14 protein-coding genes are annotated in these 11,760 nt (G+C 66.7%); 11 read left to right on the top strand and 3 right to left on the bottom strand.

Going from position 1 to position 11,760, the window contains the following annotated elements; genetic code table 11:
- Positions 1-75: 75 nt before the first annotated feature.
- The 11 genes from infA (at position 76) to glmM (ending at position 8,860) form a co-directional block, all read left to right on the top strand.
- Positions 76-297, top strand: coding sequence for a translation initiation factor IF-1 (infA, locus tag I2487_RS00630; protein WP_036473267.1), 222 nt, complete (start codon positions 76-78; stop codon positions 295-297).
- 62 nt (positions 298-359) lie between these two features.
- Positions 360-476 (top strand): 50S ribosomal protein L36, encoded by a 117-nt coding sequence (gene rpmJ / locus I2487_RS00625; RefSeq protein ID WP_036473268.1) that lies wholly within the window; start codon positions 360-362, stop codon positions 474-476.
- A gap of 213 nt (positions 477-689) precedes the next feature.
- Complete coding sequence (rpsM, locus tag I2487_RS00620) at positions 690-1,058, top strand: 30S ribosomal protein S13 (protein WP_036473269.1); 369 nt, start codon at positions 690-692, stop codon at positions 1,056-1,058.
- Positions 1,059-1,121: 63 nt separating this feature from the next.
- Positions 1,122-1,523, top strand: a complete 402-nt coding sequence (gene rpsK, locus I2487_RS00615; RefSeq protein ID WP_036473271.1) for a 30S ribosomal protein S11 — start codon at positions 1,122-1,124, stop codon at positions 1,521-1,523.
- 120 nt (positions 1,524-1,643) lie between these two features.
- Positions 1,644-2,660 (top strand): DNA-directed RNA polymerase subunit alpha, encoded by a 1,017-nt coding sequence (locus tag I2487_RS00610; protein WP_036473272.1) that lies wholly within the window; start codon positions 1,644-1,646, stop codon positions 2,658-2,660.
- A 77-nt stretch (positions 2,661-2,737) separates the two neighbouring features.
- Positions 2,738-3,274, top strand: a complete 537-nt coding sequence (gene rplQ / locus I2487_RS00605; protein ID WP_207169870.1) for a 50S ribosomal protein L17 — start codon at positions 2,738-2,740, stop codon at positions 3,272-3,274.
- Positions 3,275-3,392: 118 nt separating this feature from the next.
- Positions 3,393-4,286 carry a tRNA pseudouridine(38-40) synthase TruA gene (gene truA, locus I2487_RS00600; RefSeq protein ID WP_207169869.1) on the top strand — a complete coding sequence of 298 codons (894 nt, stop codon included), beginning with the start codon at positions 3,393-3,395 and terminating at the stop codon, positions 4,284-4,286.
- A gap of 225 nt (positions 4,287-4,511) precedes the next feature.
- Positions 4,512-5,975: a sugar porter family MFS transporter gene (locus I2487_RS00595; protein ID WP_207169868.1), complete on the top strand. Its 1,464-nt coding sequence runs from the start codon at positions 4,512-4,514 to the stop codon at positions 5,973-5,975.
- Positions 5,976-6,414: 439 nt separating this feature from the next.
- Complete coding sequence (rplM, locus tag I2487_RS00590; RefSeq protein ID WP_036473275.1) at positions 6,415-6,858, top strand: 50S ribosomal protein L13; 444 nt, start codon at positions 6,415-6,417, stop codon at positions 6,856-6,858.
- A 37-nt stretch (positions 6,859-6,895) separates the two neighbouring features.
- Positions 6,896-7,393, top strand: coding sequence for a 30S ribosomal protein S9 (gene rpsI / locus I2487_RS00585; RefSeq protein WP_207169867.1), 498 nt, complete (start codon positions 6,896-6,898; stop codon positions 7,391-7,393).
- Between the two features lie 114 nt (positions 7,394-7,507).
- The gene (glmM, locus tag I2487_RS00580; protein ID WP_207169866.1) at positions 7,508-8,860 is read left to right on the top strand and encodes a phosphoglucosamine mutase; all 1,353 of its coding nucleotides are present in this window, start codon (positions 7,508-7,510) and stop codon (positions 8,858-8,860) included.
- Positions 8,861-9,009: 149 nt separating this feature from the next.
- On the opposite strand, the gene mscL is transcribed toward glmM, so the two are convergent.
- The 3 genes from mscL to coaA all read right to left on the bottom strand — a co-directional run bounded on the left by mscL (position 9,010) and on the right by coaA (position 11,674).
- The gene (gene mscL, locus I2487_RS00575) at positions 9,010-9,540 is read right to left on the bottom strand and encodes a large conductance mechanosensitive channel protein MscL (RefSeq protein ID WP_207169865.1); all 531 of its coding nucleotides are present in this window, start codon (positions 9,538-9,540) and stop codon (positions 9,010-9,012) included.
- A gap of 85 nt (positions 9,541-9,625) precedes the next feature.
- Complete coding sequence (locus I2487_RS00570; protein ID WP_207169864.1) at positions 9,626-10,561, bottom strand: M15 family metallopeptidase; 936 nt, start codon at positions 10,559-10,561, stop codon at positions 9,626-9,628.
- Between the two features lie 123 nt (positions 10,562-10,684).
- A complete protein-coding gene (coaA, locus tag I2487_RS00565; protein ID WP_207169884.1) occupies positions 10,685-11,674 on the bottom strand; it encodes a type I pantothenate kinase in 990 nt (329 codons plus the stop codon).
- Positions 11,675-11,760 lie beyond the last annotated feature (86 nt).

Here is an 11,760-nt window from a genome sequence, read left to right as displayed (position 1 = left end):
GGGTCGCCCGAGATCGCACTGCGCCGCAGTGTCGGCATCGGAGGCCTCGGGGGTCGCGAACGGTATGTGGAGCATATGGGTAAAAAAGAAGGCGTCATCGAAGTAGAGGGCCGGGTTTCTGAAGCTCTGCCGAATGCAATGTTCCGCGTGCGTCTGGAGAACGAGCACGTCGTCCTCGCGACCATTTCGGGCAAGATGCGCCAGCACTACATTCGCATCCTCCCCGAGGATCGCGTAGTGGTGGAGATGAGCCCGTATGACCTCAACCGTGGGCGCATCGTCTACCGCTATAAGTGAGCAGACGAACGCGTCGGTCAACGTAAAAACCTGTCGCACGCGACCGAATAAGAGGAGAACCCATGAAGGTTCAGCCGAGCGTGAAGCAGATCTGCACCGACTGCAAAGTCATCCGCCGCAGCGGCGTGATCCGCGTGATCTGCAAGTCAAACCCACGCCACAAGCAGCGCCAGGGCTGAGTCCTTCACTTACACCTGTAAGTGAGGGCGCACCCGCGCTGGACAGCTCACATCATATGCAGTGCAGCCCGTCACTGAGCTGGACGAGCACACCCCCGGTTTCCGAAGGCCGGGGACCCGCTGATGACATCACCTCCGATGTCGGACCACACCGGTCCCAGAGGGAATTGCACTGCTGAAGACCTTCGGAATACAACAAGGAGGACTGCCACTGTGGCACGTCTGGCAGGTGTAGACATCCCGCGCGAAAAGCGCACGGTGATCGCACTCACTTATATCTACGGCGTCGGGCGCACCAGCGCCGAAGCAGCCGTTGAAGCAACCGGTATCGAAGCTGGTACCCGCGTGAAGGATCTGACTGATGATCAGCTGATCTCTCTGCGTGACTACATCGAGAGCAATCTCACCGTCGAGGGTGACCTTCGTCGTGAGGTCGCTGCTGACATCCGCCGCAAGGTCGAGATCGGCTCCTACGAGGGCATCCGCCACCGTCGCGGCCTTCCGGTCCGCGGTCAGCGCACCAAGACCAACGCTCGTACCCGTAAGGGCTCGAAGAAGACCGTCGCAGGTAAGAAGAAGTAGTTCAGCAGCGCCGACTCGCAGCGAGTCAGCAGTTGATCCGAAGAACTTAGTCACGGAGAAGAAATGCCACCAAAGTCACGCGCAGCGGCACGCAAACCGCGCCGCAAAGTCAGCAAGAACATCACCCAGGGTCAGGCTCACATCAAGTCGACCTTCAACAACACCATCGTCTCCATCACCGATCCCCAGGGTGCCGTAGTGTCCTGGGCGTCCTCAGGTGAGGTCGGATTCAAGGGTTCACGCAAGTCCACTCCCTTCGCCGCACAGCTGGCCGCCGAGCAGGCCGCCAAGCGGGCCCAGGAGCACGGGATGAAGAAGGTCGAGGTCTTCGTCAAGGGACCCGGTTCGGGACGCGAGACCGCGATCCGCTCGCTGCAGGCCGCAGGCCTCGAGGTCGGCTCCATCTCGGACGTCACCCCGAGCGCGCACAACGGCTGCCGCCCGCCCAAGCGCCGTCGCGTCTGAGCGAGAACTTCTTTACAAGACATTAGAGCCTGCCCCTGGCCGCAACGCCGGGGGCAGGCCGAGCATCATTACTCAGTGAGAATGCGTCATATAGCGGACGCACTCTGAAAGGAACAATCAGTGCTCATTGCACAGCGCCCCACGCTGACCGAAGAAGTTGTCGCCGACAATCGCTCCCGCTTCGTCATCGAGCCTCTCGAGCCGGGCTTCGGCTACACCCTCGGCAACTCCATGCGCCGGACCCTGCTCTCCTCCATCCCCGGTGCGGCCGTCACCAGCGTCCGGATCGACGGTGTGCTCCACGAGTTCACCACCATCGCCGGCACCAAGGAAGACGTCACCGAGCTCATCCTGAACGTGAAGCGGCTCTCGGTCTCTTCCGAGCATGACGAGCCCGTGGTCGCCTACCTCCGCAAGGAGGGCCCCGGTCCTGTGACCGCGGCCGACATCACTCCGCCAGCTGGCGTGGAGTTCCACAACCCGGAGCTGCACCTCGCCACGCTGAACGAGCACGGCAAGCTCGACATGGAGCTGACCGTGGAACGCGGACGCGGCTACGTCTCGGCGGCACAGAACAAGATGGCCGACGCCGAGATCGGCCGGATCCCGGTCGACTCCATCTACTCCCCGGTCCTGAAGGTCTCCTTCAAGGTCGAGGCGACTCGTGTGGAGCAGCGCACCGACTTCGACAAGCTCACCGTCGACGTCGAGACCAAGCCGTCCATGGAGCCCCGCGATGCCCTGGCATCGGCAGGCACCACCCTGGTCGAGCTGTTCTCGCTGGCTCGCGAGCTCAACGTGGCCGCTGAGGGCATCGAGATCGGCCCCTCGCCGACCGACGCCGCACTGGCCGCCGACATGGCTCTGCCCATCGAGGATCTGGAACTGACCGTGCGGTCCTACAACTGCCTCAAGCGCGAGGGCATCCACAGCGTGGGTGAGCTCGTGGCTCGTTCCGAGGCCGATCTGATGGACATCCGCAACTTCGGTGCCAAGTCCATCGACGAGGTCAAGGACAAGCTCGTCGAGCTTGGCCTGAGCCTCAAGGACTCCCCGGCAGGCTTCGACCCGACCGCGGCTCGCTTCCAGGAAGCTGGCGACGAGGACTACGTCGAAGAAGAGCAGCAGCGGTTCTGAAGAACTGCGGCCCACGACAACTATTCGCGCTGACGTTCAACTGAACTGACTGCGCACCACTCAAGGAGAACCAGACCATGCCTACCCCCACCAAGGGTCCGCGCCTGGGCGGCAGCCCGTCGCACGAGAAGATGATGTTGGCGAACCTTTCCGCCAACCTGTTCGAGCACCGCTCGATCACCACCACGCTGACCAAGGCCAAGCGCCTGCGCCCCTATGCGGAGCGTCTGATCACGATGGCGAAGCAGGGCGACATCGCCGCCCGTCGCCGCGTGGTCGGCAAGATCAGCGCCAACAGCGCGACCAACCAGGCGATCGTCCACGAGCTGTTCACCGTCATCGCCCCGGCCATGGCCGAGCGTGAAGGCGGCTACACCCGGATCGTGAAGATCGGCAACCGCAAGGGCGACAACGCCCCGATGGCTGTCATCGAGCTCGTCATGGAGCCGGTCTCGCCGAAGCAGGCAGTGGTCAAGGAGGCCGAACAGGCCACCGCGACCCCCGCCGCGCAGGCCCCCGAGGCCGAGTCCACTGAGGCGCAGACCCCAGAGGTCGAGTCCACTGAGGCGCAGTCCTCAGAGGTCGAGTCCACTGAGGCCGAGGGCCAGAAGTAGACCCCACAGCACGCACCGCTCAGGCGCCCCCGATCTCACCGATCGCGGGCGCCTGACGTGTCTGTGCCCAGATCCACCTCATATTCAGACCTTGATCTCGCATGGACAGAGGGAGCCCATGAACCTCCGTGAAGACCCCCAGACCCCGACCCTCCGGGTACGTCTGGACCTGGCCTACGACGGAAGCGCCTTCCACGGGTGGGCGATGCAGCCGGGGCTGCGCACCGTGGAAGGTGCCCTGCGCTCGGGGCTGGCGACCCTGCTTCGACGCGAGGTGCCGCTGATCGTGGCCGGGCGCACCGACGCCGGCGTCCACGCCCGAGGCCAGGTGGTCCACCTGGACCTCACCGAGGCCGAGTACACCGAGCTGGGTCGGGATCGCTGGATCGCCCCGGAGGAGGCGCTGGTGCGCCGTCTGGCCGGGGTGCTGCACGGTGAGCGCGGAGCCGTCGTCGTCTTCGCGGCTGCCATCGTCCCGCAGGACTTCGACGCGAGGTTCTCCGCGCTGAGCCGCACCTACCGCTACCGGATCGCCGATGCTCCGGCCCGCCGGGACCCGCTGCGCCGGGTCGAGACGGCGTGGCACCGGGTGCCGCTGGACGCCGAGCTGATGCGCCTTGAGGCGGCCTCAGTGGCCGGTCTCCAGGACTATGGGAGCTTCTGCCGACCTCGGGAGCGCAGCACCACGATCCGGGAGCTGCATGACTTCAGCATCCGCCGCGACGTCGACGGGGTGATCATCGCCGAGCTCACCGCCGATGCGTTCTGCCACCATATGGTCCGCGCCCTGATGGGAGCCTGCCTGGACGTGGGGGAGGGGCGCCGGCCCCCCGGCTGGCTGATGCACCGGCTCCAGGAGCCGATCTGGGACCAGCGGGTCCGACTGGCCCCACCCGGTGGCCTGGTCCTGGAGTCCGTCGCGTATCCGCCGCACGAGCAGCTGGGGCACCGCTCGGCCCAGACCCGAGCGCGCCGGCAGCACGCAGAACAGCACGCAGAACAGGACGGATGACGCTACCCGGCTGTGATCTCAGGCACAGCCGGGTATCGTGTCAGACAGTTCCTCGAACCCTGGAGGTCCTGTCATTGCTGGGCTTCAGAGCCTTGTCAGGGCTTCCCGGGCAGCCTGCTGCAGGGTTCCGGGGTGGCATGGAACACGGTTGAGGGCCATACTCGTTCGGGCTCGCCTTCACCGATGAAGGCCCTCATCCCTGACCTGCAAAGGAACCCACCACAGATGAGCACCACCTCTCGTTCGCAGGAATCCGGAATCGGCGGCGTCGCATGGGTCGTCCTGGTGGCCGCGTTCGGCGGCTTCCTCTTCGGCTTCGACACCGCCGTGATCAATGGGGCCGTGGGCCCCATCCAGGCCGAGTTCGGCCTCTCTGACCTCGCGGTGGGCTTCACGGTCTCCTCCGCGCTGCTGGGCTGCATGATCGGCGCCTGGGCCGGTGGCAGCCTCTCGGACCGGATCGGCCGCCAGCGGGCCATGATGGTCGCCGCCGCACTGTTCTGCTTCTCCGCGATCGGTTCCGGGCTGGCCTTCGGCGCCGTGGACCTGGTGCTCTGGCGCGTGCTCGGCGGCATCGGCGTCGGCATGGCCTCGGTGATCGCCCCGGCCTACATCGCCGAGGTCGCCCCGACCCACCTGCGTGGACGCCTCGGCTCCACCTGGCAGCTCGCCATCGTGGTCGGCATCTTCATGGCCGCCTCCTCCAACGCCTTCGTCGCCAATGTCGCCGACGGCGCGGCAGAGGAGCTCTGGCTCGGGCTGGAGGCCTGGCGCTGGATGTTCCTGCTCGAGGCCGGCCCAGCGCTGCTCTACGGCCTGCTGGCCTCCTCGATCCCCGAATCACCGCGCTACCTGATCTCCCGCGGCCGGGAGAAGCAGGCCGCGAAGGTCCTCGAAGAGATCGTGGGCGTTCGGGGTGAATCGGCGATCGCGCAGAAGATCAAGGAGGTCCGGGAGACGATCAACCTCGAGGCGCGGCAGAAGTTCCGTGACCTCATCGTCAGCGGCAGACTCACCCCCATCGTCTGGGTGGGCCTGGGCCTGGCGGTCTTCCAGCAGTTCGTCGGCATCAATGTCATCTTCTACTACTCCAACACCCTCTGGCAGGCCGTGGGCATCGCGGAGGATCAGGCGTTCCTGGTCCAGATCATCACCACGAGCGTGAACATCGTGGCCACCGTCATCGGCATCATCATCGTGGACAAGGTGGGCCGCCGGATCCCGCTGGCCGTCGGCTCGGCCGGCATGGCCCTGGGCCTGGGCATGATGGCGGTGGCATTCAGCCGGGCCATCATCACGATCGGAGCCGACGGCGAGGAGCTGGTCTCCCTGCCAGGCGCCTGGGGCATGATCGCGCTGGTCTCCGCGAATGTCTTCGTGCTCTTCTTCGGCGCCACCTGGGGACCGTTCATGTGGGTCCTGCTGGGTGAGATGTTCCCCAACCGGGTCCGCGCGGTGGCACTGGGCGTCACCGCCTCGGCCAACTGGGCCGCGAACTTCCTGATCTCGATGCTGTTCCCCGAGATGGCGGCGTTCTCGCTGGTCTTCGCCTACGGCTTCTACGCCGTCTCGGCGCTGCTCTCGATGTTCTTCGTGCTCAAATGGGTGCCCGAGACCAATGGGCGTGAGCTGGAAGACATGTCAGACGGCGCCTACGAGAAGGCTCCACGGGCCACGAAGGCCCGCTGAGCCGGCGCTGAGGCCACGCCCATCCTGGGCGCAGAAGCCACGCCTGGGATGGGTGCTGAAGCCACGCCTGGGATGGGTGCTGAAGCCACGCCCGTTCCGGGCGCTGAAGCGCCCGTGGGGGAGCGTCGCCCCCGCCTGGAGCGAGGGTCACCGCTGGACGATCTGAGGGTGACTTTGCTCAAAGGCGGGGGCGCTCTGTATAGTTGTTGGTTGTTGTGCGTGTCCACCCTTGCGTGGGTTCGTGTCGAGGCGGCTCAGTTGCATGGTCGTCAGCCTCCGCGGACTGCAGGGGAACTCACGGGCCCGGTCTTTTCCCAGTCCTCACCTGGGAATCCGGATGTCGCACTCGCGAAGAAACAGTCACTGACACTCGGTGCCTCTCACACACCGGAGAGTCCAGTGCACTGAACCGTAGAACATCGACCGAAGGCATACCAACGTGCGTACGTACACCCCGAAGCCTGGCGACGCCGACGCCCAGTGGCACGTCATCGACGCGACTGACGTCGTGCTGGGCCGGCTCGCTTCCCAGACTGCTGCGCTGCTGCGCGGCAAGCACAAGCCGACCTTCGTCCCACACCAGGACATGGGCGACTTCGTCATCATCATCAACGCCGAGAAGGTCGCCATGACCGGCGACAAGGCCGAGAAGAAGCGCTACTGGCGCCACTCCGGCTTTCCCGGCGGCATCAAGTCGCTGACCTTCAACGAGATGGTCGAGCGCTACCCCACCCGCGCCGCCTACCAGGCGGTCAAGGGCATGTTGCCGCATAACAAGCTCGGAACGGCCCAGCTGAAGAAGCTGCGCGTCTATGCAGGTGCAGAGCACCCGCACGTCGCGCAGCAGCCGAAGCCGTTCGACATCTCCCAGGTCACTCAGTAGTCCTGGCCACCCGACACTAGAATTTTCAAGGAGAATCGTGGCTCAGAACACTGAAGAGCTCACCGAAACCGAGGAGCTTTCAAGCTACACCTCGGAATCAACACCCACCGAGGAGACCGCCGGCGAGTCCGAGCGTGCACCGTTGACCGTCGGCGGAGCCGCCATCGGTCGACGCAAGCGCGCACGTGCTCGTGTCCGCATCACCCCGGGCACCGGCAACTGGACCCTCAACGGTCGCAGCCTGGAGGAGTACTTCCCCAACAAGCTGCACCAGCAGGAAGTGAACGATCCCTTCACCCTGCTCGACCTCAAGGGCGCCTACGACGTCATTGCCCGCATCGACGGCGGCGGCCCCTCGGGCCAGTCCGGCGCGCTGCGGCTCGGCATCTCCCGGGCACTGAACGAGATCGACCGCGACCACAACCGCGCGGCACTGAAGAAGGCCGGATTCCTGACTCGCGACGCCCGTGCGGTGGAGCGCAAGAAGGCCGGTCTGAAGAAGGCTCGCAAGGCACCGCAGTACTCCAAGCGCTGATCAACCAGCACTGTTCTCAGTGCTGACCCCAGCTGCTCGAAGAACCCCGCCGGAGACTCTCCGGCGGGGTTCTTCGCGTCTGTGCGGGATCTGCCCAGTAGACTGGCCGACATCATGGCACGACTTTTCGGCACTGACGGCGTGCGCGGTGTGGCCAACGAGCTGCTCACCGCTGAACTCGCCCTCACCCTCTCCCAGTCAGCAGCAACCGTCCTCGGCCACCAGCAGGTGACCCCCGGCACCCGGCCCACCGCAGTGGTGGCGCGGGACCCTCGCATCTCCGGGGAGTTCATCTCCGCCGCGGTGCAGGCCGGCATCGCCAGCAGCGGGGTCGACGTCTTCGACGCCGGCGTGCTGCCCACCCCGGCGGCGGCGTTCCTGGTCGCCGACATCGGCGCGGACTTCGGCGTGATGATCTCCGCCTCGCACAACCCGGCCCCGGACAACGGGATCAAGTTCCTGGCCCGGGGCGGGCACAAGCTCGACGACGCCGCCGAGGACGCCATCGAGACCGAGATGGGGCGCACGCCTCCGCGGCCCACCGGAGCCGACGTCGGGCGGATCAGCCGATTCGCCGATGCGGAGGACCGCTACCTGGTGCATCTGCTGCGCTCGTTGAACGGTGTGAGCCTCAAGGGACTCAAGATCGTGCTCGACTGCGCCCATGGTGCCGCCGCCGGGGTCTCGCCGCAGGCCTTCACCGACGCCGGGGCCGAGGTGATCGTCATCGGGGCCGAGCCCGACGGTCTGAACATCAACGATGGCTACGGCTCCACCCACCTGGGTCCGCTGCAGGACGCGGTGCGCGAGCATGGAGCCGACCTGGGCATCGCCCACGACGGCGACGCCGACCGCTGCCTGGCGGTGGACCACACCGGAGAGATCATCGACGGTGACCAGATCATGGGGGTCCTGGCGATCGCGCAGCAGGAAGCCGGCACCCTGGTCGATGACACCCTGGTCGTCACGGTGATGTCGAACCTCGGCCTGAAGCTCGGCATGGAGGCCGCAGGGATCAAGCTTGTGGAGACCGCGGTCGGGGACCGCTACGTGCTCGCCGCGATGCGCGCAGCGGGCTATAACCTCGGGGGCGAGCAGTCGGGGCACCTGATCTTCGCGGACTACGCCACCACCGGTGACGGACTGCTCACCGGGCTGCAGCTCGCCGCCCGGGTCGCGGCCACCGGCAGGTCGGTCCGGACCCTCGCGGCGGAGTCGATGACTCGGCTGCCGCAGGTGCTGATCAACGTCAAGGGTGTGGACCGAACCCGGGTCAAGACGCACCAGTCGGTCCAGGAGGCCGTGGCGCAGGTGGAGGCCCGACTGGGCGCCACCGGCCGGGTGCTGCTGCGTCCCTCGGGCACGGAGCCGGTGGTCCGGGTCATGGTGGAGGCCCCGACGGCAGACCTCGCCCGGGCCGAGTCCGAGGCGCTGGCCGACGTCGTGAAGGCCGAACTCGCGCTGTGACCCCATAGCCCCCTTTCGTTGAGGGGCGTGTCCTCTTTCGTTGAGGGGCGTGCCCTCTTTCGTTGAGGGGCCGATTCTCCGAGCATCTGAGCCCTGGAAAGGCCTCAACTGGTCGGAGAATCCGCCCCTCAACGCAGGGTGGGGTGGGGCTAGTCCTTGCCCCAGACCACGTCCTTGGCCTTGCCCAGCACCGGATGGCGCCTGGGTCCCTGGGTGCTCTGCTGCTCCGCGTCCTCGGCCGCCTGCCGCTGAGCCTCCGCCAGGGAGGCCAGGAACGCCGGATTGGTGACCTCGGTCTGGGCCTTGAGCTGATCCCGGATCTCGCGCAGCAGTGAGATGTTCTCATCCTCCGCCGCCGGCGGAGCAGCCCTGGATCGGCGCTCCCTGGCCTCGATCATGCGCGTCATCGGCGCGATGATCACGAAGTAGACGGCGCCGGCGATCAGCAGGAAGTTCACCAGGGCGGTCAGCAGCACGCCGAAGCGGATCGGAGTGTCGTTGAGCATCACCACCGCGAAGTCATCGAAGTCGGGGGTGCCCACCAGCGCGGAGATCAGCGGCATCAGCACGCTCTCCACCAGTGCGGTGACGACCGCGGTGAACGCGGTGCCGATGACCACCGCGGTGGCCAGGTCCACAACGTTTCCGCGCGTGATGAAGTGTCTGAATCCCTTGAGCATGGAAGAAGTCTAGGACACCAGAACCCGCTGGCCGGATCGGCAGCGGGCGCTCCCGGAGGTGCTCAGCGGTGGCCCGCGGCGCGCCTCAGGGCAGGGCCGGCCCGGCGTCGTCGTACTCCGCGGCGCCCGGCTGGTCCCAGTATTCCTCCAGGGTGAGACCCTCGGCGGCGACCTCCTGCGCGGTCTGCTCGCCGACATAGCGCAGGTGCCAGGGTTCGAACTCATAGCCGGTGATCTGCTCGGCCCCTTCCAGATACCTCACCACGAATCCATGGTCTGCGGCGTGCTCCGCCACCCACTGGCCCTCCGGGGTCTCCGCGAAGCAGTGCCCCTGGATGCATTCGGGGTTCTCGATGCTGATCACATCGGCCGCCAGCCCGGTCTGGTGCTCCGAGTAGCCGGGCCGGGCCACGAGCTCGTCCGTGGCTTCGGTGCCCACCGCCGCGTGGCGGTTCGCATATAAGCTCACCTGCGCGTCGTAGGACCGGTAGCCGCTGGTCATGGCGAGGACCTGACCGTCCTCGGCGGCGGCGGCGATGAGCTGCTCGAGCGCCTCGGCGGCGGGTGCGCGCAGCATCAGCTGGTTCTCGGTGGTCGTGCGGACCTCCGGAACCTCCAGATCTGTGGGGGCGTAGTCCTCGGGCTCCAGCGGGTTCTGCGGGTTCACCAGCACGTGGACGGAGTCCGGGTCCCAGGAGGGCTCGCTGGCGCGCTCGGGGGACGGCTCTGGTGCGGGCTCTGCGCTTGGCTCCGGAGTGGGCTCGGGGGTCTGCTCGGAGTCCCGGGACGCATCCGGGGCCTCCGGCAGCTGGTCCCCGCGCACCTCGGCGAGCGTCTGGTCCACGTCCAGCGCGGCACGCATCCCGTCCCAGGCCCGGGGCAGCAGGAAGCCGATCAGCGCGAGCACGCTGAGGATCAGCAGGGCCACGACCATGCGACGTCGCCGGTACATCCGGGCACGGCGGGCCTGCTGCTGCTGGTACTGACGACCCCGGTCCGGGCCCAACCGTGCTTTCGACATCAGGCGGCCCCTCGGCGAGGACCGGACAGCAGGGCACCGGTGCTGAAGGCACAGGCGGTGAAGGAGCAGGCGGTGAAGACGTCAAGGGTGCAGGCGAAGCGGGGCAGAACCATGGTCGAGGCGTCAGACCTTGCGCAGCAGGACGCGGGAGACCGAGTGATCTTCGCCCTTGGCCATCACGAGCCGCGCCCGGGAGCGGGTCGGGGCGATGTTGGCGCGCAGGTTCGGGCCGTTGATCCGGTTCCAGATCTCGGAGGCGCGCGCCTGCGCCTGCTCGTCGTCGAGGAAGGAGTACTGGTGGAAGTAGCTCTGCGGATCGGCGAACGCGCCGTCGCGCCAGCGCATGAACCGATCCACGTACCACTGCTCGATGTGCTTGGGCTTGGCATCGACATAGATCGAGAAGTCGAAGAAGTCGCTCAGCGCCAGACCTGTGGTCCCGTCCTCACGCACCCGCGCCGGCTGCAGCACATTGAGGCCCTCCACGATGAGCACATCGGGTTGGCGAATCACCACTTCACGGTCCGGGACGATGTCATAGACCAGGTGGGAGTACCACGGAGCGCGCACCTCGGGCTTGCCGGACTTCACCTCCGAGACCATGCGCAGCAGCGCCCTGCGGTCGTAGGCCTCCGGGAAGCCCTTGCGGTCCATCAGGCCGCGGCGCTGCAGCTCGGCGTTGGGATACAGGAAGCCGTCGGTGGTCACCAGCTCCACCCGGGGGGTCGAGGGCCAGCGGCGCAGCATCTCCTGAAGCACGCGGGCGGTGGTGGATTTGCCCACCGCCACCGATCCGGCCACCCCGATGACGAAGGGGGTGCGCAGGGTCTGCTCGCCGAGGAATTCGTTCGCCGCGGAGCGCAGCTGCGCGGCGGACTCCACATAGATCGAGAGCAGCCGACTCAGCGGCAGGTAGATCTGCTCGACCTCGTTGAGCGAGAGGTGCTCACCGATGCCGCGCAGCCGGTCCACGTCGTCCTGGTTCAGCGGCTGTTCTATGGTGTCGGCCAACCGGGCCCAGGCCTGGCGGTCAAGCTCCGCGAAGGGCGAGTGCGAGGTGTTCGCCTGATCCTGCTTGAACGGCGAGCCCGCCCAGGGTGCGGTGCCCGCCACCAGGGCCGGCAGAGGTCCCGTGGAGGCGCGCGGATGAGGATCTTCGGATGGGCGTTCAGACACGTTGACACGATACGCTATCCCTC

Origin of the sequence: Nesterenkonia sp. E16_10 (genome assembly GCF_017347085.1) — a bacterium.
Lineage (GTDB): Bacteria > Actinomycetota > Actinomycetes > Actinomycetales > Micrococcaceae > Nesterenkonia.
The sequence above is the reverse complement of the archived record's forward strand: the minus strand, read 5'-3'. Positions and strand labels throughout refer to the sequence as shown.